This window comes from [Actinomadura] parvosata subsp. kistnae, assembly GCF_900323885.1.
GTDB lineage: Bacteria > Actinomycetota > Actinomycetes > Streptosporangiales > Streptosporangiaceae > Nonomuraea > Nonomuraea composti.
The window spans coordinates 341,337-365,562 of the sequence record NZ_OOHJ01000022.1 but is presented as its reverse complement, the minus strand read 5'-3'; the positions used below and the strand labels follow the sequence as shown (position 1 = coordinate 365,562).

The window sequence follows — 24,226 nt, the reverse complement described above, 5'->3', positions numbered from 1 at the left end:
TCCGTCCCGCTGCCGGCTATCGTTGTCCCGCTCGGGCAGAGCAGGTACATGTCCGCCCTTCTGGTTTCAGGGAACCGGCCGATCTCATCATTGCCGGATTTCCCGAGCATCGCCGGCACGGGCGGTTCCGGCACGGCGGCCACCATTCCACGCACACGGCACCCGTTCCGGACGCGCATCCGTTTCTCCTTTCCGCATCCCCATCGGCCGCTCGCGCCGACATGAATGCCAGGTACTCAGATCGCGCTCAATGTGCCATGCGGCATTGTCCACCTGCTACGCCATCGGATATCCAATCCGTGCCCGCCCGGAACGAGACGGCGGCGTCCTTGAGGGGCGGAGGACGGCGGGCGTATGGCCGTACGCGGCCGCGGCATCGGCTGCGCCACGCCACCGTTGACCGCCCCTGCCGCCAGGCGCCGGCCGTCCGCCGGTCAGGCAAGCCCGCGAGGCGGGCGGCGCACCTCGTACGGCGCTCACCCAGTCCTGCGCGACGGTGATGTCGACGTCGGGCGGCAGTTCGTCCTCGGCGAGCACGAGGCCGTCGCCTGGGCACAGCGCCGAGGGGCGATCGAGGGCGCGGGCGCCCGGACGGCGGCCGGGTCCGCGTCCCGTCGCTCGGCGGGGACGATGACACCCGCGCCTGCCGCCAGGAACGCCCTGACCAGGGTCTCGGTCGTCTCGGCCCCGGACCTGGCGACGCCACGCAGGCGCGCCAGGAGACCGGGACCGGGCCCCCTGGCGACCACCACGGCGAACCCGCCAGGGGCGCAGTACAAGCGCCGGGTGGCCTCCGACGCCGTGGCCGGCCGCAGCACGGAGGGCACGTCCGCCGGGGCGGTGTCGTCGCCTGGGCCCGGCCCTCAGGATCGGTGAACCGGGCATCCAGGCCGATCGCACTGAGGAGGTCGGACGACCCGTCGGCCGGGCGTGTGGGGTCGGTGAAAAGTCGTGCGGAGGCGTTCGTGGATCCGCAGGGTGAGCCGCCTCATGCCGGCTCACCCATCAAGATCCTCAGGCCGTTCCTGATCACGCGGCAGGGACGTTGCGCGGCCTTCCCGCCGACGCCGGCTTCGGACGCGGCCTGAATCGTGGTGTAGACCCATCAGGTGGTCAAGGACTGGTCGTGAAGCCCGTAATCGCGACGCTGCCGCTGGCGGGCTGGGGCGGTTGAGTTGGATGGGTCGCCGCTGCCGACGTCGAGGTTCTCCGAGAACACCGAGGTGTACGAGGTGGTCGTGCCGAGGAGCGCCTGTTGGCGAAAGCCGCCTGGCTATTCGGCGAACTGTTCCAGGCCGTGGAGTCGACCAAGGTGATCGTCTGGTGGTTACGGGTGCACGCGCGCCCGGGAACCCGGTGGCGAGAACCTCAGAACATCTGCCCAGCACCGCCATCTCCCACCTGTACGTCCAAACCAGTCAGACCCGGCCGCTGGGACGGCCGCCCGGTTCTCATATCGGAGGCCACGCTCTCGCTCAATGTGCCCTGACGCGTCAACCGCCTCGAAGGGGAGACCGTGGGGAGACCGGCTTCTAATCCGACGGTCGCAGGTTTGAATCCTGCAAGGCACGCTTCTCGCCTGCGGAAAACCCAGCTGCGCCCGCGCGCTGGCGCGGCATGGGGCGAACAATGAGGCAAAGCTGAGTCAGGCGCCGAGCGGCCGCCCCAGCGCAGACGTGGCGGCGAGCACCGGCCGGGCCGTCTCCCGGGCGGCCTGGTAGGCCGCGTCCGGCATCTGTCGTGACGGTGGCGGCATAAATGATCTACCGTGTGACACAACCCGCACCGCCGAGCAACCAGCCATGATCAAAAACGAGATACGACGCCGGCGAGGACCGAGAAACCCCAGATCGGACGCGGTGTTGGTGAGTAGGGCGGGTGGGACTTGAACCCACGACCCACGGATTATGAGTCCGATGCTCTGACCGGCTGAGCTACCGCCCCTGGATGAAGTTGTGCGCCGCGGGCGAAGGCACCGAAGGATCATGCCGAGCCCGTGCAAGCTAAGGCTAGAGCATCGGGCCCCGCCGTGGTGCCCGGCTGGACGGGAGACGGGTCTCCGCCGACATCATTCCATGCCTGACGGCCTTCTTGGAGCCCGAGGCGATCACAAAAGCCGCAGCACCGCCGCGAGGGGTGCGGTGGTGCTGCGGGCGACGGGGGCGGTCGAGACTAGGGGCGGTTCAGGCCGAGGGTGTAGGAGCCGGAGCCGGTGTATGCGTGGACGCGGTAGCGGTAGTAGCCGGAGGTGCCGTTGTAGGTGAGGGTTTCGTCGGGGTTGGGGGTGGTGGCGCTGGCTACGACGGCCCAGGAGGAGCCGTTCCATTTCTGGAGGTAGATGTCGAAGTCGGTGCCGTTGGGGCCGTCGAGGCAGGCGGTGTGGGGGCCGGAGACGGTGGCCTGGTAGTACGAGCCGTTCGGCTGGTAGGCGCTCTGGTTGGAGGTGAGGGAGCCGGTGTACGTCTCCTCGTAGCCCTGGCAACCCGTCGGCGGGGGTTCGGTGCCGGCCGTTACGAGGGTGAGGCCGCCGGCTGAGAGGGCCTCGCCTATGGGCTGGAAGTATGTGGTGCCGCCGGAGGTGCAGTTGCCGGAGCCGCCGGAGGTCATGCCCTGGGCCTGGTCGCCGGAGATGAACGAGCCGCCCGAGTCGCCGCCTTCCGCGCACACGTTGGTGCGGGTCAGGCCGGACACGGTGCCTTCGGGGTAGTTGACGGTGGAGTTGAGCGCCTGGACGACGCCGCAGTGCCACTGGGTGGTGGAGCCGGAGCGGCAGACGGAGCCCTGGGGCTGGGTGACGGCCGAGCCGCGGACGGGGACGGTGCCGGAGGTGTAGGTGTTGACGACGCCGGGGGCGGTCCAGTTGGTGTTCGTGGCGATCCAGGCGTAGTCGTTGCCGGGGAAGGAGGACAGCTGGAACGTCCCCTGGGCGACGCGGTTGTAGCCGGTGGTGGTGATGCCGGTGGTGCCGCAGTGGCCGGCGGTGGTGAAGCCGAGCTGGGTGCCGCGTCTGGCGGCGAAGCCGATCGAGCAGCGGTAGCCGTCCGAGGTGTAGTAGGCGTCCCCGCCGCGGATGTCGTAGAGCGGGCGCGGGCGTTCGGACGAGGGCTCGAACGTGACGGCGGCGGTGTCGGCGACGCCGCTGGCGGCGACCCAGGCGCGGGCGGCCTGCTCGTCGCTGGTGAGGACGACGACGGAGTTGCTCTGCGGGGAGACGGCCCAGCTGTGGACGGAGGCCGGCGGCGCCGTCCGGTCGAGGCCCTCCTTGACCGTGGTGAGCTGCGCGAACGAGCGCGGCACCACGCGGGCTCTGGCGCCGGCGCGGGTGATCGATGCGGTGTCGGCGGCGGAGGTGCTGGCCACGACGAGGGCGCTTTCGGCGCCTTCGTACCAGATTCCGGCATAGCGGTCGCCGAGCTGCTTGCTCAGGCCGGGTGCGGCGGCGTTGCCGCGGGCCTCGTTGGCCAGGCGGCTGATCGCCTGGTCCTTGGTGATGCCGAGGTCGCGTTGCAGGGCGTCGACCACGCCTGACGGTGGTTTCGCGGTGGCGACGGCCGGGGTCGCCGTCACGAGTAACGCGCCGATCGTGATCCCGATCAGCGCCGGGGTGCGGAGCATGGGTGTCTCCTCGCTGCTGGGGTGCCGTCACGGTAACGGCGGTCCCCGGCGCGGAGGAGTATCACTTTGCCCCTATCGCCGTGTTATGGAGCGGTGCCGTAACCCGGGTTTCGTACCAGCCAGTCGTAGTAGACGGGGCTGCGGCGTACCGCGTCCATGTGGGCCTGTTTGGCCTGACCGACCACCCAGGCGGCCTCGGGCGCGGTGGGGTGGCGGCCGAGGAGCTGCCGCCAGCGCAGCGGCGCGCCGGCCAGCGGCACCATGACCAGCCCCTGCGCGGCCTGGTGGGTGGCCTGGCAGAGCACCACGGCCCGCCCGACCTGGGCGAGGTGGGCGCAGGTCGGCACGTCGGTCTCGTAGATCGTGCCCGGCGTGAACCCGGCCCGCGCGCACGCCATCGCGAAGCAGTCGGCGAAACAGCCGTCGCCCGGCGTCACCGCCCACTGCTCGCCGGCGAGGTCGGCCAGCTCCACCTCCTTCTCCTTGGCGACGGGATGGTCCTCTCCGACCAGGCAGAAGACGGGATCGAGGCTGATCATCTCCCAGATGAGGGTGCCGGTGGGGGTGCCGGAGTCGCCGCACGCCCCGGTCAGGACGTAGTCGAGCCGGCCGAGCTCGACCATGCTGTTCAGCTCGTGCGTCGACCACGACGTGTACGTGCTGACCTTCCGCTCGGCGGCGAGCCGGTCGACCAGGCCCCCGAGTATCGGCCCGTTCGTGGCGCCGATGCGGAAGCCGGGGGAGGGGGTGTGAGCGAAACGTACGGCTTCGTCCTGCAGTTCTTTGGCTGCGGGGAGAAGGACGCGTGCCCGGTCGAGCACGAGTTCGCCGAGGCGGGTGGGCCTGGCGCCGTGGCGGTCGCGCTCGAAGAGGGCGCCGCCGAGCACCCTCTCGATGCGCTTGAGCTGTGCGGTCAGGGCCGGTTGTGCCAGCCCGAGCAGGGACGCGGCCTTGCTCACACTTCCCGCGTCCGCGACCGCGCGGACGATCCTGAGGTGCCTGAGCTCGAGGTCCATAACGGGAAGGTAAGGCGGCGATCTCTTACAAACAATGCCTATATGTCAGGAATTGTGACAGATATTGTTCGGGGGTTCCTGGGGTAGGGGGAGCGCATGACGACGATGGGAATAGATCCGGCCCAGCTCAGCGACGATGATCTCGTACGCGAGCTGCGCCAGCTGCACACCACCCGGAGCGATACTTTTTTCCACGGGTCCGACGACGCCCTCGACCGCCACACCTCCCGGACGAGCGAGCTGGAGGCCGAGTACCTCCGCCGCTACCCCGACCGGGAGGTCGATCCGGCGCGGCTGAGGGAGGGAGCGAGGCAACGGACATGACCGAACGCCATGATGTGCAGGCCCTGTCCGACCTGGACGTTCACGTCTACGAGGCGGTGGCCGCCCAATCCGTCGAGTCGGGCGGCGGCAGTGCCGGGCTCGACGGAGTGGTGCGGGCCTCGGGGCTGACGGAGGAGGAGGTACGGGCGAGCCTGGGCAAGCTGGTCGAGCAGGGGTACGTGGTGCCGTTCGGCGGCGGGTACGGGCTCGGGCCGCACACGTTCGAGGTCGAATACTGAGCGCTGGCACACGTTCGAGGTCGAGTGCCGGACGTCCGTACCTCATGGGCCGGGTGACGACAGGGCGCGGAGGACGGACGCCTGCTCCGCCGTGACGCCCGACGCGCGCTGGCGGGCCGCTTCGGCGGGCGTGAGCCCGGCCGCGCACCACGACGCCACCTCCTCCAACGGTACGGCGCCCCACCACGCGGCCATGACCTCGACCGCGGGCCGACCGGTCCTGGCCGCCTCGGCCGCCGTGAAGCCCAGCGCCCTGAACACCCGGGCGTCCCCCTGGTCCACTCGCCGCCGCGCCCATTCCCCGGCCTCGGCCCCGTCCCACCCGGCGTCGGCGTACGAGCGGGCCACGTCGGCGGGCACCCCCGCCCGCAGCAGCCGGCGCAACGCGTCCACGACGTCGGGGCCGGGCTCGGGGACGGCCGGCCGCGACCACCAGGGGACCCGGCGCGGCCGCTCGCCGGCCAGGTGCCGGCGGGCGGCGTCGTGCGGGGCGACCCCCAGCTCGTGCCAGCGCACCGCGTCCCGCGGGGTCATGCCGGCCCGCTGCCAGGTGACGACCGTGCGGGGCGTGGCGGCGGCCGTCCGCCAGAGCCGGGCGTCGGCGGGGGCGGTCACGCCCGCCTCCCGCCACGCCGCCGCCTCCTCGGGGCCGAACCCGGCCCCTCGCCATCTCCGCACCTCACCCTGCGTGAAGCCGTCCCACTCCGTCACCTGGCGCTCCTTTCCTGAGGTACGCGGACCACGCTCGCCCACGCGGGAACCGAGTGCCGATCGCCAGAGCCGGGGCGGAAGTCCGAGTTGCTGAGGCCACGGCTGGGGTCGGGGCCAGGGCTGATGTTCGGGTCGAAGAGGCAGACGATGACGTACGGGCGGGGGCGCCGTGCCGGCCACGGGGTGTCGCCGTCGGTGAGCACGACCACCACGTCGGCCCCGGTCGCCGCCTCGAACCCCGGCCGCAGGTCCGTGCCGCCGCCGCCCACCAGCTCCACCTGCGCCGCCGCCCGCACCCGCTGGGCCGGGTACGCCTCGGTGTCGCAGCAGATCACCTCCAGCCACCGGTGGCCGGTGGCGCGCAGCACGCCGTCCAGCTCGGCGAGCGCCTGCTCCAGCACCGTACGGGTGACGCTGCCCGACGTGTCCACCACGACGGCGACGCGGGGGAGCGGCCGCACCAGGACGGGCAGGACGATCGACGGCGCGGCGGCGGCCCGCCTGGACGGGCGGGCGTGGCTGTAGTCCACCCGGCCGGACGCCCGCGCCAGGCCCCTGCGGACGAGCCGGGCCAGCCGGGCCCGCCAGTCCACCTCGGGGCGGAGCGTCCGCTCGGCCAGCGCCGCCAGCCGCCGGGAGCGGTGCCCCTGGCCTCGATCTCCGCGGCCACCGCCCTGGACAGGAGTTCGCGCTCCAGCGCCGTCATCGCCTCCGGGCCCGTGAAGGGAGGGCGGGCGCAGGGGGTCAGGTGGGGTGGCGGGTCGATGAGGTCGAGCAGGGCGGCGTACCGCTCGGCCAGCAGGCCGTCCGGCAGGCCGAGGGTTTCGGGGGAGATCGTGTCCGGCGGGGCGTCCCGCGTCAGGTCGTCGTTGATCTCGGCGTCGGCGGCGCGGGCCCAGCGCAGGGCCTCGTCCTGGTGCTCCTGGTACGGGCGGGCGCGGGTGTGGTGGTCCCTGAGGAGGTGGCCCACGTGGTGGAGCAGCCACCAGCCCAGCTTGGGCACGGGGGTGGCGGGGGTGGTGGCGGGGTTGAGGTGCAGGTTCCAGTGCTCGTCGGCGGCGGGACGGGGTGGGGCGTGCTCGTGGGGGAGCGGGGTGAGGGCGAACAGGGCCGAGGCCAGGTACGGGGCACGGGCGGCGGCCCACAACCGAGCGCCCGCGAAACGGTCCAGCACGGCCCGCTCGGCGGCCGGGCCAGTGGATGGGCCGGTGGATGGGGCAGGCGTCTCGTGAGGCACGGTCATGGCATGAGCTCCCTGGACCGCTCGTGAGGTTCGTTCATGGCATGAGCCCCCCGGACCGTTCGTGAGGCTCGTTCATGGCATGAGCCCCGCGGAACGCAGGACGGGGGCCAGCTCCAGCACCGCCTGCGGCAGGGCGGCGCCGTGCGGGCGGCGGGCGGCGAGGGAGCGGGCCGCGGTGGCCGCCACGTCCGGGGTGCGGCGGGCGACGCGGCCGATCACCGTCCACGCCCGCTGCCACGCGTCGGTGCTCCCGTCGGCCGCCACGTGCGCCACCACCGAGCCGAGCACGGCGTGCACCCGGTCCACCCGGTCGGGCAGCGGCGCGGTGGGGTCGGCGAGCAGGGTCGCCGGGTCGGGCAGGTCCAGGTCCCGCAGCCAGGACAGCAGCTCGAACCCGGCCGCCTCCCCGACCGCGCCGACCACCAGCTCGGCCCGAACCCGCTCCATCCCGGCCCCCGCCACCTCCACCCGCCCGGCCCGCTCACTGGTGAAAGGGCCGCCGATCACGGGAAGATCCGGGCCCTCCAGGGGTGCCGGGCCGCCCGTGCGTGCGGGGCCCTCCGTTCGTGCGGGGCCGCCCGTGCGTGCGGGCCGCCCGTGAGTGCGGGACCGCCCGTGCGTGCGGGGCCCTCCGTGGGCGCGGGGCCGCCCATGGGTGGGGGGTCTCCGATCGCGGGAGTGGAGGTGCAGGCCAGGGCCGTGGCTGCGAGGTCCCACGTGCGCGGGCTGGGCCACCCCCGAGCCGGCCCGTCCGGCACCGCGAGCACCAGCTCCGGCCGTACCCGCAGAAAGGCCCCCACCAGCGCCCGGGCCCGCCCCGCCAGAGCGTCGCCGACCTCCCCCAGAGGGGCGGCGGGGGCGGGGAAGCCGCCGATGAATCCCTCCGCCACAGACTCGGCGCTGACCGTCCAGTCCAGGTGGATGAGCCGGTTGGCGAGCGGTGCCGACAGGTCCCACCCGTCGGCGGCCTGCTCGGGCGGGTTGGCGGCCGCGACGATCCGTACGGACGGGGGCAGCGCCAGGTCCCCGACGGTCCGCTCCAGCACCACCCGCAGCATGGCGGCCTGGACGGCGGGTGGCGCCGTGGTGAGCTCGTCGAGGAACAGGATCCCCGTCCCCGCGGCGGCCAGCCGTTCCGCCCACCGGGGCGGCGCGAACCAGGTCTCCCGGTCGCGCAGCACCGGCAGCCCGGCGAAGTCGCTCGGCTCCCTGATGGAGCCGACCACGGCCTCCACCGGCAGCCCGAGCCGCTCTCCGAGCGCCAGGACGGCCGAGGTCTTCCCGGTGCCGGGCGCTCCCCAGAGCAGGACCGGCAGGTTGGCCGCCACGGCGACCGACAGTGCGTCCATCGAAAACCACCCCGCGTCAACTTTGATTGACTTTCCTACGAAGGTCAACGTAGGTTGACGCGGGCCGGATGTCAAATCTCCAGGACGAGCTTGCCGACGAAGTCGCCGCTCTCCATCAACGCGTGCGCCTTGGCCGCCTCGGCCAGCGGGAAGACCCGGTCCACGTGCACGGTCAGCGAGCCGTCCGCCACCAGCGCGGCCAGCGACGCCAGCGCCGCGTGGTCGGGCTCCACGATGAGCAGGCCCTGCGGCACCCCCGCCTTCGCGTACGCCTCGACGTCCTCGGGCGTCACCCCGGCGACCGCGATCAGCGCGCCTCCGGGCCGGATCAGCGGCAACGACCTGGCCGGGTAGTCCTTGCCCACGATGTCCACCACGAGGTCCACGCCGGACACGGCCGAGGCGAAGTCCGTGCCGGTGTAGTCGATCATCTCGTCGGCGCCGAGCCCCAGGACGAACTCGTGCTTGGCGGCCCGCGCCGTGCCGATCACGTACGCGCCGCGCAGCTTGGCGACCTGCACGGCCAGGTGTCCGACCCCGCCCGCGGCGGCGTGGACGAGCACCCGCTGCCCCGGCGACACGTCCGCGATGTCGTCGAACGCCTGCCACACCGTCAGCCCCGCCATGGGCAGCGCCGCGGCCTGCGCGTGCGAGATCCCGGCCGGCTTGGACGCGAACTGCCGCGGCCTGGCCACGACGTACTCCGCGTAGGCCCCGCCGTAGAGCGGGAAGTTGACCATGCCGAACACCTCGTCGCCGGGCTTGAACCGGCCGACGTAGGCGCCCACCTCCTCGACGACGCCCGACACGTCCCAGCCGGGGACGAGCGGCGGCTCGGCGTAGTCCGGCGGGTAGGGGGTGCGCCGCAGCTTCCAGTCGGGCGGGTTGACGCCCGCGGCCTTGACGCGTACCAGCACCTCATGGGGGGCCGGCGCGGGCCGCGGAATGTCGGCGAGCTCCAGCACCTCGGGCTCGCCGAACGAACGGTAGACGATCGCGCGCATCTTCTCTGTCACACCGACCATGCTGGTGAAGGCCGGTATCCGTTGTGAAGAAGGCACTTCTGCGGTATTCAGGTACCTGATGGATACCACGTTTCCCGACCTACGCCAGTACGGCGGCGCCGACGCGTTCCTCCAGGCGTGCAAGCCGCGCACGGTGCTCGACATCTTCACCAACAAGTGGACGGGCCTGGTGCTGGGCGCGCTGCTCGACGGGCCACGGCGCTTCAACGAGCTGCGCAGGATGCTCGACGGCATCACGCAGAAGATGTTGTCGCAGACGCTGCGCACCCTGGAGCGCGACGGGCTGATCGTGCGCACCGTCTACCCGACGATCCCGCCGCGGGTCGACTACGAGCTCAACGAGCTGGGGCGCAGCGTCGTCGGCGTGCTGCGCTCGATCGGCGAGTGGGCGGGCGAGCACGCCGACGAGGTGATCGCGGCCAGGCAGGCGTACGACGAGCGCGCCAAGGAGCCGGTCAAACCCGTGTGACGAGCGGGCCGCGACGGTGGACCTGCGCAGGCCGCGCTCCTACGCTCGAAGGCGTGGACGTCGCCGACCTGAGCCCCGCGCAGGCGCGGGAGCGCTTCCGCACCGGTGAGCGGGTGCCCACCGCGGGCTGGTGCCAGGGCTGGACGCAGGCCAACCTCATCGCCGTGCCCAAGCGGCTGCGGTACGAGCTGCTGCTGTTCGCCCACAGAAATCCTCAGGCGTGCCCGGTGCTCGACATCGGGGAGCCGGGGGCGTGGTCCACCGAGCTGTTCGGGGGTGACCTGCGGACCGACCTGCCCGGTTACCGGCTCTACCGGGGCGGCGAGGCGGTCGCCGACCTCGACGACGTGGTGGCGGAGTGGCGCGAGGACCTGGTGCCGTTCCTGATCGGGTGCAGCTTCACCTTCGAGCGGGCGCTGCTGAACGCCGGGGTGCCGGTGCGGCACCTGGAGTCGGGCACGAACGTGCCGATGTACGTCACGAGCGTGCCCTGCCGCTCGACCGGCAGCCTGTCGGGGCCGCTGGTGGTGTCGATGCGGCCGATCCCGGGCGAGCTGGTGCGCACCGCGATCGAGGTGAGCGGCCGGTACCCGCTGGTGCACGGGGCGCCGGTGCACATCGGCGATCCGGCCGCGATCGGGGTGGACGACCTCGCCCGGCCCGACTACGGCGATCCGGTGGAGGTGCGGACGGGGGAGGTGCCGGTGTTCTGGGCGTGCGGGGTGACGCCGCAGGCGGCGGTGCTGGCCAGCGGCATCGACTTCGCGATCGGCCACCTGCCGGGGCACATGGCGATCATGGACGTCCGGGACGACGACTATCTAGAGCCTTAGCGAGATATTTCGCCGTATGGGTGGAGGCGTGGGCCAGTGCGGCCGGCGTCCCCTCGAACACCACCCTGCCCCCGTGCTGCCCCGCCTCCGGCCCCAGGTCGATCACCCAGTCGGCCCGCTTGACCACGTCGAGGTCGTGCTCGATGACGATCACCGTGTTGCCGTCGTCCACGAGCCGGTCGAGCAGCGCCAGCAACGTGTCCACGTCCGCCATGTGCAGCCCGGTCGTCGGCTCGTCGAAGACGTACACCCGTCCCCGCTCGCGCAGCCGGTGCGCCAGCTTCAGCCGCTGCCGCTCCCCGCCCGACAGCGTGCTCAGCGGCTGCCCCAGCGTCAGGTAGCCGAGCCCCACCTCGCTCAGCCGGGCCACGCCCGGCAGCTCGAACACCGCCGCCGCCTCGACCGCCGTCATCGCCAGCACGTCCGCGATCGTCCGCCCGGCCACCCGGTACGACAGCGCCTCGCCGCTGTACCTGCTGCCCCCGCACGCCTCGCACACCCGCGTCACCGGGTCCATGAACGCCAGGTCCGTCCTGATCTCGCCGCGCCCCTTGCACACTGGGCACGCGCCGGCCGAGTTGAAGCTGAACATGCCCGGCGCCACCCCGTGCGCCTCGGCGAACAGCCTGCGCAGCGGGTCCATCGCGTTCAGGAACGTGGCGGGCGTGGAGCGCGGCGAGGCGGCGATGGCCGACTGGTCGATGAGGACCGTCTCCGGATGCCGCGCCACGAGCTCCTGCCGCATCAGCGTGCTCTTGCCCGACCCGGCGACGCCGGTGACGGCGGTCAGCACGCCGAGCGGCACGTCGACGGTGACGTTCTTGAGGTTGTGGGCGTTCGCGCCCGCGATGGTGAGCCGGCCGGTCGGCTCGCGCACGCGTTCCTTGAGCGGGGTCACCCGGCGCAGCATGCGGCCGGTCAGCGTGCCGCCGGCGGCCAGCCCTGCCACCGTGCCCTCGTAGACGACCCGCCCGCCCTCGGTGCCCGCGCCCGGCCCCAGGTCCACGACGTGGTCGGCCAGCTCGATCAGGTCGCGGCTGTGCTCGACGACCAGCACCGTGTTGCCCTTGTCGCGCAGCTCCAGCAGCAGGTCGCCCAGCCGGTGCACGTCGCGCGGGTGCAGCCCGACGCTCGGCTCGTCGAAGATGTAGGTCATGCCGGTCAGGCTGCTGCCCAGGTTGCGCACGGTCTTGAGGCGCTGCGCCTCCCCGCCCGACAGGGTCGGCGTCTCGCGGCCGAGGCTGAGGTAGCCGAGCCCGATGGCCTCGATCCTGCGCAGCGACTCGACGGCCGCCTCCGCCACCGGGTCGTCGAGGCGTTCGAGCACCTCGATGAGGTCGGTGACCTCCATCGCGGCGTAGTCGGCAAGGTTGCGGCCGTCGATCCTGGAGGCCAGCGCGGCCGCGTTGAGCCGCGCGCCGCCGCAGGTAGCGCAGGTGCGCTCGCGCACGTACGGGCGGGCCTCCTCGTCCACGTGCTCGCGCGCCCGCTGCAGGTAGAGCCGGTTGAAGCGGAGCACCACGCCCTCGTACGTGTTCATGTACTTGCCCCGCTTGACCTTGAACCCGCTCCCGCGCAGCAGCAGCTCCCGCTCCTCATCGGTGAAGTCGCGCAGCGGCTTGTCGGGGTCGAACAATCCCGACTCGGCGTAAATTTGCCACGGCGCCGAGCCGATCGGGTGCAGGGCCAGGGCGCCCTGGTTGAGCGACAGCTCGGGGTCGATCAGCTTGTCCAGGTCGACCTCGACCGTGCGGCCCAGCCCGTCGCAGCCGGGGCACATGCCCTGCGGGTCGTTGAAGCTGTAGGCACTGGCCAGGCCCGCCGACGGGGTGCCGCGCCGCGAGAACAGCACCCGCAGCAGCGCCTGCACCTCGGTCATCGTGCCCACGGTGGAGCGGGCGCCGCCGCCGACCGGCTTCTGGTCGACGACGACGGCCGCCGTCAGGTTCGCCATGCGCTCGGCTCGCGGCCGCTCGTGCTTGGGCAGCCGGTGCCGGACGAACGCGCTGAACGTCTCGCCCAGCTGCCGCTGCGACTCCACCGCGATCGTCCCGAACACGATGGACGACTTCCCGGAGCCCGACACGCCCGTGAACACCGTCAGCCGCTCCTTGGGCAGGCGCAACGAGACGTTCTTGAGATTGTTCTGCCGCAGCCCGATCAGCTCGATGTCACGCGACACGCAGACTCACCCCCATAGCTAGAGCTACTACCATTAGCCTAAGCTATCGGGCATGGCTGACATTTCCGACCGCAGAGCCCGCCGCAGGGCCGAGACGCAGGCCGAGATCCTCGACATCGCGCTCGACGTCATGGCGGAGGAAGGGGTGGCGGGGCTGAGCCTGGCGACCGTCGCCCGGCGCCTGGGGGTGCGGCCGCCCTCGCTCTACAAGTACTTCCCGTCGCGGCACGCGGTCTACGACGCGCTGTTCAAGCTGGGACAGGAGGGCTACCTCGCCGCCGTGCGCGCCCCCGGCGAGCCCGGCCTGCGCGGGATGGGGGCCTCGCTGGAGGCCGGCGCCCGGTGGATCATGGACAACCAGGTGCTGGCGCAGCTCCTGTTCTGGCGGCCGGTGCCCGGATTCACCCCTTCGCCCGAGTCGTACGCGCCCGCGCTGGCCATCCACGAGCACTTCGCCACCCTCATCAGGGACGCCGTCCGGCGCGGCGAGCTGCACCCCGACGCCGCCAGAGAGGAGGGTCTGGCCCTGGCCGCCAGCCTCATCGCCGGGCCCGTCTCCCAGCAGCTCGCCAACGAGCCCGGCGCCACCTACGAGGAGGGCCGCTTCACCCGGCTCGTTCCCCGGCTGCCCGCCGTGTTCGCGGCGGTATACCCGCCGCCGTGAGCTGCGCACCGACCGCCGGCGCGCCCCGCCGGTTGTCGATCTCCAGATGCGGTACGACCGGCGGCTCGTCCACCCGGATCGCCCGCAGATAGGCGTCGAACGCCGCCAGCTTGCCCGCGTCCCGCCCGAAACCCCTGGCCGTCAGCCGCGCGCGCAACGTCGGCCCGTCGGAGCGCACCCACAGCAGCCGCACCGGCGCCCCGCCCAGCTCCGCCACCCACCGCGCCCACGCGGCCGCGTCGTGCACCTGCGTGGTGAACGGCCCGTCCAGCATGACCGGGCAGCCGTGCTCCCTGATCTGCCGGGCGATCCTCGTCAGCCCGGCGTACTCGTGTCGCTTGACGTGCTCGTCGTACCACGGGCCCTCGCGCTCGCCGTCGGGGCGGCCATGGGCCCGCAGCACCTCGGCCACGAAATCGCCGTACACGGTGTCCTTGTCGAGCAGCGCGGGCACCGGGGACAGGCGGGCCAGCAGCTCGGCCGCCACCGTCGACTTGCCCGCCCCCGGCGGCCCGCTGATCACCCAGAGCGTGCTCATCCGATCACCGTATACGCGGATCTGCGTACGCCGGTGCCTCGCCTCGGCGGACGACCGCGCCCCCGCCCGCGAGCAGACTCGGTGCCCATGCTGACCGTCTTGACCCGAGTCTTCCGAGCGCCAGAGCTGCGCGGGAAGGTGCTGTTCACCCTGGGGATCGTCGTGCTGTTCCGGCTGGGACAGCTCCTGCCCGCCCCCGGCGTGGACATCGTGGTGGTGCGCCGGTGCATCGGCTCCGCCAGTGGCGGCCTGTTCGACATGGTGCAGATGCTCAGCGGCGGCGCCATGCTCCAGCTGTCCGTGTTCGCGCTGGGCGTCATGCCGTACATCACGGCGAGCATCGTCATGCAGCTCCTCGCCGTCGTCATCCCCAGGCTGGACGCGCTCAGGAAGGAGGGACAGAACGGCCAGGCGAAGATCACCCAGTACACCCGGTACGCCACCGTCGGCCTCGCCGTCCTGAACGCCGGCACGGTCGTCACCCTCGCCCGCACCGGCCGCCTCCTGCCCGGCTGCTCCCAGCCGCTGCTGCGCGACGACGGGCTGCTCGCCGTCACCGTCATCGTGCTCACCATGGTCGCGGGGGCCTGCGCCGTCATGTGGCTCGGCGAGCTGATCACCGAGCGCGGCGTCGGCAACGGCATGTCGCTGCTCATCTTCACCCAGGTCGTCGCCGTGTTCCCCGCCTACCTGTCGAAGATCTTCGTGCTCAGCCCCGTGAGCTTCGTCGTCATGATCGTGGCCGGGCTGTTCCTCGTGGCCGCCGTCGTGTTCGTCGAGCAGGCGCAGCGGCGGGTGCCGGTGTCGTACACCAAGCGGCTCATCGGCAACCGCACGTTCGGACAGAACACCTACATCCCCATGAAGGTCAACCAGGCCGGCATCGTGCCCGTCATCTTCACCTCGTCCCTGCTCTACCTGCCCACGCTGGCCGCCCCCCTCCTCGGGCCCGAAGCGCGGGCGTGGGTCGAGCTCAACCTCACCTCCGGGACGCACCCGCTCTACATGACGGCGTACGTGCTGCTCATCGCCGGGTTCGCCTACTTCTACGTGTCCATCACCTTCAACCCCGGGGAGGTGGCCGACGGCATCCGCAAGTACGGCGGCTTCGTCCCCGGCATCCGGCCCGGCCGGCCCACGGCGGCCTACCTCGCGTACGTGCTCAGCCGGCTCACCGCACCCGGAGCCCTGTACCTCGCGGTGCTGGCGCTGCTGCCGCTCGTCGCCTTCGCGATCCTGCGGGACCCGGGGACGCAGCAGAACTTCCCGTTCGGCGGGACCAGCATCCTCATCATGGTGGGGGTGGGGCTCGACACCGTGAAGCAGATCGAGGCCCAGCTCCAGCAACGCAACTACGAAGGCTTCCTGAAGAAGTGACGCGCTCAGCCGGGGAGGGCGAGGCCGGCGCGCATCGCGAACACCACGAGCTGCGCCCGGTCTCTCGCCCGCAGCTTCACCATCGCGCGGCTCACGTGCGTGCGCACGGTGTCGGGGCTGATCGTCAGCTCCCTGGCGATCTCCTCGTTCGACCGGCCCGTGGCCACCCACGCCACCAGCTCCCGCTCGCGCGGCGTCAGCGTCTCGATGCCCTCCACCGGGCGGGCGTCGCCCTGCCTGCCGAACAGGCCGATGACCTTCCTGGTGATGGCCGGCGACAGCAACGCCTCACCGGCGGCCACCACCCGGACGGCGTTGACCAGCTCGTCGGGGGCGCTGTCCTTGAGCAGGAACCCGCTCGCGCCGGCCTGGAGGGCGGTGAAGACGTACTCGTCCACGGCGAACGTCGTCACCACGACGATGCGGGTGCCGCGCAGCTCCGGGTCGCCGGCGATGGCGCGCAGGGTGGCCAGGCCGTCCATGCCGGGCATGCGGATGTCGAGCAGCAGGACGTCGGGGTGGGTGCGCCGGATCAGCGCCAGCGCCGCCTGCCCGTCACCGGCCTCGCCCACGCACTCCATGCCGGGCTCCCGCTCCAGCAACGCCCGCAATCCCATCCGCACCACGGCCTGGTCATCGGCCACCGCGACCCTGATCACGCCCGGCACCGCGTCGCCGCTCACGCCCTGCTCCGTGCCGTCGTTCGCGTCTTGCGCCGTGTCGCTGCTCATGCCGGGACCTGCGGGAACCTGGCCTCCACGCGGAACCCGCCGCCCTCGCGCGGACCCGCCGTGAACCGGCCGCCCGCCTCGGTCACCCTGGCCCGCATCCCGGCCACCCCACGACCCTCGCCCGCGTCGGCGTCCTCGCCCGTGGGGCCGATGCCTCGGTCGGCGACCTCCAGCACGAGCTCGCCCGGGGCCTCCGTGACGCGCACGAGTGCCCGGGTCGGGCCCGCGTGCCGCAGCACGTTCGTCAGGGACTCCCGCACCACCCGGTAGACGGGGCCGTGGAGGTGCGGGGGCACGGTGAGGGCCGGGGGCTCGACGTCCACGGGCAGGCCCGCCGCCCGGACGCCGTCGATGAGCGCGGCCAGGTCGCCGGCGGGCGGGTCGATGCCGTCGAGCGCCGCCCGCAGGTGGGCGAGCGCCGTCGTGCTGGTCTCCTTGATCGCGCGCAAGGACGCGCGTGCCTGCTCGGGGTCGTCGTCGAGGGTGACGAGCGCGAGGCCGGCCTGCATGGCGATGGCGGCCAGCCCGTGACCGGCCGCGTCGTGCACCTCACCGGCGATCCTGGCGCGCTCCCGCGCCAGCACCCCCTCCACGTCGGGGGCCGGGTGCCAGGGGCGGACGGTGGTGAACGGGGCGACGCGGGCGGCGGGGATGCCCCATGCCACCGGCGCGGGCCGGCCGGTCGCGGGCGGAAGGTCGTCGTCCGGCGGAAGGGCCTGCGACTGGGTGGCGACGGGCGGCAGGACCGGTGGTTGGTCGGTGGCCGGGGTCTGGAGCTGGGGGGTCTCGGCGTCGGCGGCCGCTGCGGCGGCGGCCGCGCGGGCCTGGGCGAGGCCGCTGAACGACCACGGGACCGCCAGCCATCCGGCCCACGCCAGCATGACGACGACGGGCACGTCGCCCAGCCGGCTCAGGCGGGACAGTGCGGCGAGCGGCCTGCGCAGACGCCCTGTGCTCCGCGTGTCGTCGGTCGCCATCCCCCCACCCGCTCAGGCTCGTGTAGCCCCGATCCTAGCGAGCTTTCACACCTTCCGGCTCGATCGGGGCCCGTCCAGCCCCCACGAGATGATCTTGGTGGGAGAGAGGCGGATGACCTCGCGGGAGAAGTACGGCACGGGCGGCTCGGCGTCGGTCAGCGCGACCGCCGTGCCGCGGATCTCGATGCCCCGCGCCACCCACGGGTCGACGGAGGCGAGGTCGTCCACGACGAAGGCGATCGTGCTGCCGCGCTGGATGTTCTTGAACTTCTTGGAGATGCCGAGGGCGTGCCCGCCGATGACGATGGTGCCGTCCTGGACGAAGAAACCGACCGGGTTGTTCTGCACCTGGCCGTCGGGGCCGACGGTGGCGAGGCGGCCGAGCCGCTGGCCGGCGAGGTAGTCGAGTTCCGCTGCTGTGAAGATCATGCCGCCCAGTCTGCAACCTTGACATTGGTTGAGGTCAAGTCGGGGTCAGGCGGTGAACCCGTCGGTCAGCCAGCGTAGCGGGTTGTCATGGGTGATCAGGCGGATCACGTCCTCGCCGGTGCCCGCCTCGCGCAGGCGCGGCAGCAGCGCGTGGAACAGGTGCGCGTACCCGGGCCCGTCGTAGCGGCGCACCTGCGCCACCCGGCTGAGGCCGGTGCTGAGCAGCAGGCGGCCGGCGTGGCCGTCCTCGATGAGGCCGAGCGCGAGCCGGGCGGCCTGGTCGGCGCCCAGGCCGAGCGCGCCGAGGCTGACGTACGCGCCCGACTCGGCGATCTTCCTGGCCGCGCCCAGGTCGGTGCCCGCGTAGCCGACGGCGATGCGGGAGCCGGGCAGGTTCTGGCCGAGCAGGATCTCCAGGAGGGCCAGGCCGTTCCTGCCGTGGGTGGCGACGGGCAGGCGCGAGCGGAGGGAGGCGCGGGCGGCGGCGACCAGGCAACGCTCCTCGCGGGCCGTCGGCTCGGGGCCCCAGGAGCCGACCTCGCCGATGACGCCGGGGAAGACGCCGGTCCCGTCCACGCCGCTGACGATCTCCTCCATGAGGCGGGCGGTGAGGCTGTCCACGTCCTCGTCGCCGACGTTCGTGAACGGCTCGGCGAACAGGCCGGTCGAGGCGATCACCGGCACCCGGCTGCCGGCGGCGATGCGCGCGAGCGCGGCGGCGTCGCGGCCCATGCCCATGCAGGTCAGCTCGACCACGAGCCCGAGCTGCTCGGACTGGCGCAGCTCGCGCAGCTCCGCGCTGACCGTCATCTCCTCGTCGAGCCAGCGGTGCGGGTCGGAGTCGATGCCGACCGCCCAGCGCATGTCGGTACGCAGGTGCTCATGGGGGAGGACGGTGCCGTCGATGGCGGCCACGCGTACAGGGCCGGTGACGGTACGGAGCAGAACCTCGGGCATAACGCACATTAACCGATGTTTGCCGGATAAAGGCTGCTCAGACGGGAAATTTTACCGGTTATGGGGTTTGGTGGTTTGCTAGTCGTCTGCAAGTGGCCATACCGGGCAGGGTCGTATCCTGGGACGCACACCGACTGCCGGGGGGACTTGTGGCGATTCGTAACTCCGACACCGGCGAAGCCGACGTGATCAAGGACGAGGCCGCCGAGCACTCGAGCATGCCCGGACGCCGCTCCGGCTTCAAGGGCTGGCTCGACGGCGTGCGCTCCACCCGTACGGGCGCGCTCACCCTGAAGATCGTCGTCGGCGTGATCGGCACCATCATGGTGGTGGGCGGGCTGATCATGGTGCCGTTCCCCGGGCCGGGCTGGCTCGTGGTGTTCGCCGGGCTGGCGGTGCTGGCCACGGAGTTCCACTGGGCGCACAAGGTGCTGGAGTTCGGCAAGCAGACGCTGCACGCCTGGACCGAGTGGTACAAGCGGCAGGGCTGGATCGTGCGCATCCTCGTGCTCCTCGTGACAGTGGCCGCCGCCGCGGTGATCGTCTACTTCGGCCTGCTCACGCTGGGCATCGACGTCATCGAGATCGCCCAGCGCTTCGTCTAGCACCGCACATCCAGACCCGGTCGTTATCGGGGCGGGGAATCGCCCATCCGGCTGCCTAGTGTGCGAGGCGTGATCGCTCATCTCGCCGTCGCGCTGTCCCTGCTCTTCCAGACTCCCATCGCGCGGGCGGACGTGGTCCTGCCCGGCACCGGCGGGGTGACCTACCGCGAGCAGGCGGGCGATCCGGTACGCCTGGCCGCCTACGGCCTCGGCACCAAGCGCACCTACCTCAGGTCCGCCACCGGCGACGCCTTCACCTGGGAGAAGACGCTGTCGGAAGTGTCGCTCTCGCCGGGCGGCCGCTGGACGGCCGGCGTGCCCCGCGCGTACCGCTCGGGCTATGACCATCTCGTCGTCACCGACCGCACCACCGGCAGGTCCGCCACCATCCGCACGGTGAAGCAGCCGATGACCGCCTCCTACGCCTCGTGGGCGCGCGACGGCAGGCGCGTGGCACTCACGGTCGAGCGGAAGGTGAGCGGCACGTGGCGGGTGCTCGGCTTCACGGTCGTGGACGTCGTCTCCAGGACCGCCCGCACGGTGCGGGTCTCCGGGCTGAGCGCGGGGGCGGGCTTCTGGTGGAGCCCGGGCGGCGACCTCGTCACCCGGCACGGCGCCGGCCTGCGCGTGCACCGGGCCTCCGACGGGGCGGTGCTGCGCACGTACGCGGGCGCCGGGCTGCCGACGGGCCCCGAGGACCCGTTCTCGCCCTCCGGCAAGCGGCTGCTCACCTGGTGCCCGTCACGCTTCGCGGAGCACCTGTGCCTGGTGGACCCGGCCACAGGCCGGATCGCCGCGCGGGTGGCGGCGCGGCCGGCGGCGGTGCTCGGCTGGTGGGACGACGGCCACCTCATCGCCGTCATGCCGCACCGCGGCGCCTACCGCCTGTCGGTGCTCGACCTCGGCGGCAGGGTCACGCGCGTGCTGGCCGGCGTGCCCGCCCGGACGTGGGCCGCCGACCTGTGGCTGTCATTCGTCCACGGTCACAGGTAGAGGCGGTCACATGTAGAGGCGGTCACAGGTAGAGGCCGGTGCCGTGGTCGGTCTCCTGGGTGGCGACGGCGTGCAGGTCGCGCTCGCGCATCACCAGGTAGACCTTGGCGTGCACCTCCACCTCGAACTGGTCTTCGGGGTTGAACAGCACCTTGTCGCCCACCTTGACCGAGCGCACGTTCGTGCCGACGCCGCACACCTCGCCCCAGGCCAGGCGGTTGGCCATCTTGACCGTCGCGGGGATGACGATCCCGGAGCCGCTGCGCCGCTCCTCGGCCTCCTGCTCCAACCTGATCATGACCCGGTCGTGCAGCATCTGAATCTCGAACTTGGGCTCTACCACAGGCTCAAGTTTACGAGCAGGCGGACGCGCGCTCCCCCAGGATGCCCACACCGGCCGCCCCGCCGCCGGCGCCGCCGCCATTTGGGCGGCTACGGCAGCCTGAGCTCGGCGAACACCGGCCGGTGATCGGTGCCGTGCAGCGTCAGCACCTGGAAGTCGCGCACCGCCATCCGCGAGTCCGCCAGCACGTGGTCGATAGTGACCCCGGGGGAGTGCAACCACGACCCGAACTGCGGCCACGTCGCCACGAACCCCCGCCCCGTCACGTCGGCCGCGTCCCGGTACCCCGACGCCAGCAGGTCGCGCACCGGCAGGTGGTCGAGCGTGGCGTTGAAGTCGCCCGCCAGCACGCGCGGCGCCTCCCCGCCGCCCCTGGGCAGCGCCTCCAGCCCGCCCCGCCAGCACGGCTGCCGCCCGGTCCGTTTGGGCGCGCAGGGGTGCACGGAGACGACCTCGACGCGGTCCCCGTCCGGGTGCGTCAGCCAGGCTCTGGCCTGCCCGAACGCGCCGAGCTTGATGAAGCCGCCGTCCTTGAGCGGATGCCGGGCGTACACGGCGGAGCCGCCCACCCCCGTCAGCGGCCGGGTGACCGCGTACCGGAGGGTGCGGCGCAGCCCCGCCTCCTCCAGCCGCCGCATGGCGTCCGGGGTGAACTCCTGGAGGGCCAGCACGTCCGGCTCCAGCCGCTCGACCAGGGCGACCAGCTCCGCCGTGTCCGCCTTGCCGACCATCAGGTTGGCCGCCAGCACCCGCAGCACCGGCCCCTTCGCGTCGGGGTTGCCGTCGGCGAGCGCGCGCGGCAGCACGGCCGGCACCAGCGCCAGCACCGACACGAGCGCGACCGTGCCCGCCGCCCACCGCCGCAGCACGCAGGCCACGGCCAGGCCGAGCACCGCCGCGCACACCGCGTACGGCGTGTACGCCACCGCCGGCACCCACGGCCAGTCCGGCTCGAACCCGCTCAACCGCACCGCCGCCCACAGGGCGAAGGGCACCACCATGATCCAGCTCGTCCATGTCCGCACGGCCTGTATCGCCACAAAGCGCCATCCGGGTTCATGAGCCGGTTCATGAGAAGGTGTGCACCATGCACGACGCAGAAGCCCGGGTCCTGAACGCCATCGACGAGACCTGGACCGTGAACCTGCTGGCCGAGACCGTCAGGGTCCCCAGCGTGACCGGCACCGACGCCGAGTCCGACCTGCAGCACCGCATGGCCCGCCTGCTCACCGAGGCCGGCATGGACGTCGACGTCTGGAAGCTCGACCTCGGCGACCTGACCGCCCGCCCCGGCTTCCCCGGCACGGAGGCGCCGAGGGCGGAGGGGTACGGCGTCGTGGCCGTCACCCCGGGCGGCGAGGGCCCGCCCGCGCTGGCGCTCCAGGGCCACGTGGACGTCGTGCCGACCGGCGACCTGGCCAAGTGGGAGGGCAGCGACCCGTTCGCCGCCCGCATCACCGGCGGCACCCTGCACGGCAGGGGCGCCTGCGACATGAAGGCGGGCCTGGTCGCCAACCTGGCCGTGGCCCGCGCGATCAAGCAGGCCGGGATCGAGCTGGCCCGGCCGCTGGCCGTGCACTGCGTGATCAGCGAGGAGGACGGCGGGCTCGGCGCGTTCGCCACCCTGGACCGCGGGCACACGGCCGAGGCCGCGGTGATCAGCGAGCCGACCAGCGGCGCGATCATCACGGCGAACGCGGGCGCGCTGACGTTCCGGCTGGAGATCGCCGGGCGGGCCGCGCACGGCGCCACCCGCTACGAGGGCGTCAATGCCATCGAGGCGTTCTGGCCCGTGTTCCAGGCGATCAGGCGGCTGGAGGCCGAGCGCAACCGGGACGTGCCCGAGCTGTTCGCGGGCAACGCGATGCCGTACCCGATCGAGATCGGCACCGTGCGCGCCGGCGACTGGGCCAGCACCGTGCCCGACCTGCTGGTCGCCGAGGGGCGGCTCGGGGTGCGGCTGGACGAGGACCCGGCGGCGGCGCGGGCGGCGTTCGAGGAGGCGGTCGCGGACGTCGCCGACCCGTGGCTGCGCGCGAACCCGCCGGTGGTGACCTGGCCGGGCGGGCAGTTCGCCAGCGGCCGGCTGCCGGCCGGGCACGAGCTGCTCGACCAGGTCGGCCGGGCCGTCGAGGACACGACCGGGGCCCGCCCCGCCCAGACGGCCGCGCCGTACGGGAGCGACCTGCGGCTCTACGCGGCGGGCGGCATCCCGACGCTGCACTACGGGCCCGGGGACGTGCGGTTCGCGCACGCCCCCAGGGAGCAGGTCGAGCTGAAGGAGCTGCTCGACGTCACGCGGGCACTGGCACTGCTCGCTGTGCGCCGCTGCGCAGCACTCTGAGCAGCGCCGGAGGGCTCATCAGCGACTGGGGCGGGTCGTAGAGGTTCGTCACCCGCAGGAAGCGGCGCGTCAGCTCAGCGTCGTGCGCGGCGGCCGCGTGGAAGCGGTCGAGGTAGGCGCCGATCAGCCGGGCCTTCCCCGGCACCCGCCCGGCACCGACGGGCATGCGCAGGTCGGCGCCGACCGTGAGCTCCCACGGCGGGTCCACGACGGCGGCGATCCGGCGGAAGAACGCCGCCGCGCCCAGGTCCGGGTCGAGCAGCGCCCTGGCCTCCATGGCCGCGACCGTCATGCCCTGGCCGTACAGCGGGTTGAACGCGCAGACCGCGTCCCCGGTGACCAGCAGGCCGCCGGGGAACGAGGCCAGCCGCTCGTAGCGGCGCCTGACGGCGGCCGGCGTGTGGTACGCCCGCGGCTCCCCGAGCGGCTCCGCGGCCGTGATCAGATGGTGCAGGTCCGGCGCCGTGAGAGTGGCGGCGTAGGCGGCGAAGTCGGCCGGGGCGAACGGCGGGTCCTCGCCGTAGGCGGCCAGCGTCACCACCCAGCGCTCGTCCTCCAGCGCCAGCGCCACCCCCGCCCGCGGCACCTCGGGCGTGGGCGCGACGATGGCGACCAGGTCCCCGGCGAGATGGTCGTCGCGGCGGCGGAACTCGCGCGTCGCGTACCTCATGTCGATCGCCACCCGCTCCTCGCGCGGCGGCCGGCAGCCCAGCTCGCCCAGCCAGAACGGCGTGCGCGAGCCGCGGCCCGAGGCGTCCACGACCAGGTCGGCCGGGATCGCCTCCCCGCTCGCCAGCCGCACCCCCGTGACGCTGCCCGCCCGCGTCAGCAGGCCCGTGACCGTCCGCTCGGCCAGCACCCGCACCCCCGGCAAGGCGCTCACCCGGCGCCGCACCTGGCCTTCCAGCAGCGGCCGGCTGACCAGCAGCCCCGTCAGCCCGCTATTGCCCCGCGCCAGGCGATGGCCCGCGTGGATGTGGCGGGCCCGATCCTGAAGGTCGCCCCTGATCGCGCCCTGCGCGACGAGCTCGGCCGAGAGGCCGGGCAGCAGCTCGTCCATGATCTCGCTGCCCCTGGCGAGCAGGCCGTGCGCGTGCCGGCTCTGCCCGGCGCCCCTGCGATGGGCGTCCACCGCCGGAAGCGCGTCCCGATCGAGCACCGTGACCTGCGCGAACCTGCGGTGCAGCGCCGCGGCGGACAGCAGGCCCGCGATGCTCGCCCCGATGACGACGGCGTGGTCCATGTGGTCTCCCCCTGTGAAG

26 protein-coding genes, 1 tRNA gene and 2 pseudogenes are annotated in these 24,226 nt (G+C 72.8%); 10 read left to right on the top strand and 19 right to left on the bottom strand.

Annotated elements, in window-relative coordinates; genetic code table 11:
• Positions 1–354: 354 nt before the first annotated feature.
• Positions 355–876, top strand: a complete 522-nt coding sequence (locus KIS93_RS44525) for a hypothetical protein (protein WP_186404792.1) — start codon at positions 355–357, stop codon at positions 874–876.
• Positions 877–1,870: 994 nt separating this feature from the next.
• Here the strand turns inward: KIS93_RS44525 and KIS93_RS44520 are convergent.
• The 3 genes from KIS93_RS44520 to KIS93_RS44510 form a co-directional block, all read right to left on the bottom strand.
• A tRNA-Ile gene (locus tag KIS93_RS44520) sits at positions 1,871–1,944 on the bottom strand.
• 228 nt (positions 1,945–2,172) lie between these two features.
• Complete coding sequence (locus KIS93_RS44515; RefSeq protein WP_080041345.1) at positions 2,173–3,615, bottom strand: S1 family peptidase; 1,443 nt, start codon at positions 3,613–3,615, stop codon at positions 2,173–2,175.
• Positions 3,616–3,698: 83 nt separating this feature from the next.
• Positions 3,699–4,631 (bottom strand): LysR family transcriptional regulator, encoded by a 933-nt coding sequence (locus KIS93_RS44510; protein WP_080041344.1) that lies wholly within the window; start codon positions 4,629–4,631, stop codon positions 3,699–3,701.
• A gap of 96 nt (positions 4,632–4,727) precedes the next feature.
• On the opposite strand from KIS93_RS44510, the gene KIS93_RS44505 reads away from it, so the two are divergent.
• On the top strand, positions 4,728–4,955 hold the full coding sequence (locus KIS93_RS44505) for a DUF6158 family protein (RefSeq protein WP_080041343.1): 228 nt from the start codon (positions 4,728–4,730) through the stop codon (positions 4,953–4,955).
• A complete protein-coding gene (locus KIS93_RS44500) occupies positions 4,952–5,194 on the top strand; it encodes a hypothetical protein (RefSeq protein WP_155128200.1) in 243 nt (80 codons plus the stop codon). The genes KIS93_RS44505 and KIS93_RS44500 overlap by 4 nt, the downstream gene beginning before the upstream one ends.
• Positions 5,195–5,236: 42 nt before the next feature.
• Here KIS93_RS44500 and KIS93_RS44495 read toward each other — a convergent pair whose 3' ends face one another.
• From KIS93_RS44495 to KIS93_RS44470, 7 genes and pseudogenes are all read right to left on the bottom strand, one after another.
• Positions 5,237–5,905, bottom strand: a complete 669-nt coding sequence (locus KIS93_RS44495) for a hypothetical protein (RefSeq protein ID WP_080041341.1) — start codon at positions 5,903–5,905, stop codon at positions 5,237–5,239.
• Complete coding sequence (locus tag KIS93_RS44490) at positions 5,902–6,306, bottom strand: VWA-like domain-containing protein (protein ID WP_186404932.1); 405 nt, start codon at positions 6,304–6,306, stop codon at positions 5,902–5,904. Before KIS93_RS44490 ends, KIS93_RS44495 begins: the two co-directional genes overlap by 4 nt.
• Before the next feature lie 144 nt (positions 6,307–6,450).
• Positions 6,451–6,525, bottom strand: a pseudogene (locus KIS93_RS69270) (hypothetical protein); the annotation flags it as partial.
• A 164-nt stretch (positions 6,526–6,689) separates the two neighbouring features.
• Positions 6,690–7,148 (bottom strand): annotated as a pseudogene (locus tag KIS93_RS69265) (DUF2201 family putative metallopeptidase); the annotation flags it as partial.
• Between the two features lie 72 nt (positions 7,149–7,220).
• Complete coding sequence (locus tag KIS93_RS44480; RefSeq protein WP_186404790.1) at positions 7,221–7,655, bottom strand: hypothetical protein; 435 nt, start codon at positions 7,653–7,655, stop codon at positions 7,221–7,223.
• The gene (locus KIS93_RS44475; RefSeq protein ID WP_186404789.1) at positions 7,652–8,497 is read right to left on the bottom strand and encodes an AAA family ATPase; all 846 of its coding nucleotides are present in this window, start codon (positions 8,495–8,497) and stop codon (positions 7,652–7,654) included. Before KIS93_RS44475 ends, KIS93_RS44480 begins: the two co-directional genes overlap by 4 nt.
• Positions 8,498–8,568: 71 nt before the next feature.
• Positions 8,569–9,522 (bottom strand): NADP-dependent oxidoreductase, encoded by a 954-nt coding sequence (locus KIS93_RS44470; RefSeq protein ID WP_230465431.1) that lies wholly within the window; start codon positions 9,520–9,522, stop codon positions 8,569–8,571.
• A gap of 58 nt (positions 9,523–9,580) precedes the next feature.
• Between KIS93_RS44470 and KIS93_RS44465 the strand changes: the two genes are divergently transcribed.
• Together KIS93_RS44465 and KIS93_RS44460 are read left to right on the top strand one after the other, a co-directional pair.
• Positions 9,581–9,991, top strand: coding sequence for a winged helix-turn-helix transcriptional regulator (locus KIS93_RS44465; protein ID WP_080041338.1), 411 nt, complete (start codon positions 9,581–9,583; stop codon positions 9,989–9,991).
• A 53-nt stretch (positions 9,992–10,044) separates the two neighbouring features.
• Positions 10,045–10,824 carry a putative hydro-lyase gene (locus KIS93_RS44460; RefSeq protein ID WP_222107863.1) on the top strand — a complete coding sequence of 260 codons (780 nt, stop codon included), beginning with the start codon at positions 10,045–10,047 and terminating at the stop codon, positions 10,822–10,824.
• Here KIS93_RS44460 and KIS93_RS44455 read toward each other — a convergent pair.
• On the bottom strand, positions 10,787–13,006 hold the full coding sequence (locus KIS93_RS44455; RefSeq protein ID WP_080041337.1) for an excinuclease ABC subunit UvrA: 2,220 nt from the start codon (positions 13,004–13,006) through the stop codon (positions 10,787–10,789). The two genes, KIS93_RS44460 and KIS93_RS44455, sit on opposite strands and share 38 nt — an antisense overlap.
• 52 nt (positions 13,007–13,058) lie before the next feature.
• Here KIS93_RS44455 and KIS93_RS44450 point away from each other — a divergent pair, with 52 nt between their 5' ends.
• Positions 13,059–13,670, top strand: coding sequence for a TetR/AcrR family transcriptional regulator (locus KIS93_RS44450; protein ID WP_080041336.1), 612 nt, complete (start codon positions 13,059–13,061; stop codon positions 13,668–13,670).
• On the opposite strand, the gene KIS93_RS44445 is transcribed toward KIS93_RS44450, so the two are convergent.
• Positions 13,612–14,208 (bottom strand): P-loop nucleotide/nucleoside kinase family protein, encoded by a 597-nt coding sequence (locus KIS93_RS44445; protein WP_080041335.1) that lies wholly within the window; start codon positions 14,206–14,208, stop codon positions 13,612–13,614. The two genes, KIS93_RS44450 and KIS93_RS44445, sit on opposite strands and share 59 nt — an antisense overlap.
• Positions 14,209–14,295: 87 nt before the next feature.
• On the opposite strand from KIS93_RS44445, the gene secY reads away from it, so the two are divergent.
• The gene (secY, locus tag KIS93_RS44440; RefSeq protein ID WP_080041334.1) at positions 14,296–15,585 is read left to right on the top strand and encodes a preprotein translocase subunit SecY; all 1,290 of its coding nucleotides are present in this window, start codon (positions 14,296–14,298) and stop codon (positions 15,583–15,585) included.
• 5 nt (positions 15,586–15,590) lie between these two features.
• On the opposite strand, the gene KIS93_RS44435 is transcribed toward secY, so the two are convergent.
• From KIS93_RS44435 to KIS93_RS44420, 4 genes are all read right to left on the bottom strand, one after another.
• Complete coding sequence (locus KIS93_RS44435; protein WP_080047065.1) at positions 15,591–16,244, bottom strand: response regulator; 654 nt, start codon at positions 16,242–16,244, stop codon at positions 15,591–15,593.
• Between the two features lie 68 nt (positions 16,245–16,312).
• A complete protein-coding gene (locus tag KIS93_RS44430) occupies positions 16,313–17,293 on the bottom strand; it encodes a sensor histidine kinase (RefSeq protein ID WP_080041333.1) in 981 nt (326 codons plus the stop codon).
• A 45-nt stretch (positions 17,294–17,338) separates the two neighbouring features.
• Positions 17,339–17,722, bottom strand: a complete 384-nt coding sequence (locus KIS93_RS44425) for a PPOX class F420-dependent oxidoreductase (protein WP_186404788.1) — start codon at positions 17,720–17,722, stop codon at positions 17,339–17,341.
• A 45-nt stretch (positions 17,723–17,767) separates the two neighbouring features.
• On the bottom strand, positions 17,768–18,679 hold the full coding sequence (locus tag KIS93_RS44420) for a phosphotriesterase family protein (protein WP_080041332.1): 912 nt from the start codon (positions 18,677–18,679) through the stop codon (positions 17,768–17,770).
• Between the two features lie 149 nt (positions 18,680–18,828).
• Here KIS93_RS44420 and KIS93_RS44415 point away from each other — a divergent pair, with 149 nt between their 5' ends.
• On the top strand, positions 18,829–19,284 hold the full coding sequence (locus KIS93_RS44415; protein WP_080041331.1) for a TIGR02611 family protein: 456 nt from the start codon (positions 18,829–18,831) through the stop codon (positions 19,282–19,284).
• A gap of 69 nt (positions 19,285–19,353) precedes the next feature.
• On the top strand, positions 19,354–20,277 hold the full coding sequence (locus tag KIS93_RS44410; protein WP_080041330.1) for a TolB-like translocation protein: 924 nt from the start codon (positions 19,354–19,356) through the stop codon (positions 20,275–20,277).
• Between the two features lie 22 nt (positions 20,278–20,299).
• Here the strand turns inward: KIS93_RS44410 and KIS93_RS44405 are convergent, their stop codons facing one another.
• A complete protein-coding gene (locus KIS93_RS44405; protein ID WP_043632105.1) occupies positions 20,300–20,620 on the bottom strand; it encodes a GroES family chaperonin in 321 nt (106 codons plus the stop codon).
• A gap of 89 nt (positions 20,621–20,709) precedes the next feature.
• Positions 20,710–21,645: an endonuclease/exonuclease/phosphatase family protein gene (locus KIS93_RS67860; protein WP_155128197.1), complete on the bottom strand. Its 936-nt coding sequence runs from the start codon at positions 21,643–21,645 to the stop codon at positions 20,710–20,712.
• A gap of 62 nt (positions 21,646–21,707) precedes the next feature.
• Between KIS93_RS67860 and KIS93_RS44395 the strand changes: the two genes are divergently transcribed.
• Complete coding sequence (locus KIS93_RS44395; RefSeq protein ID WP_080041328.1) at positions 21,708–22,964, top strand: ArgE/DapE family deacylase; 1,257 nt, start codon at positions 21,708–21,710, stop codon at positions 22,962–22,964.
• Here KIS93_RS44395 and KIS93_RS44390 read toward each other — a convergent pair.
• Positions 22,915–24,207: an FAD-dependent oxidoreductase gene (locus KIS93_RS44390; protein WP_080041327.1), complete on the bottom strand. Its 1,293-nt coding sequence runs from the start codon at positions 24,205–24,207 to the stop codon at positions 22,915–22,917. The genes KIS93_RS44395 and KIS93_RS44390 overlap by 50 nt on opposite strands.
• Positions 24,208–24,226 lie beyond the last annotated feature (19 nt).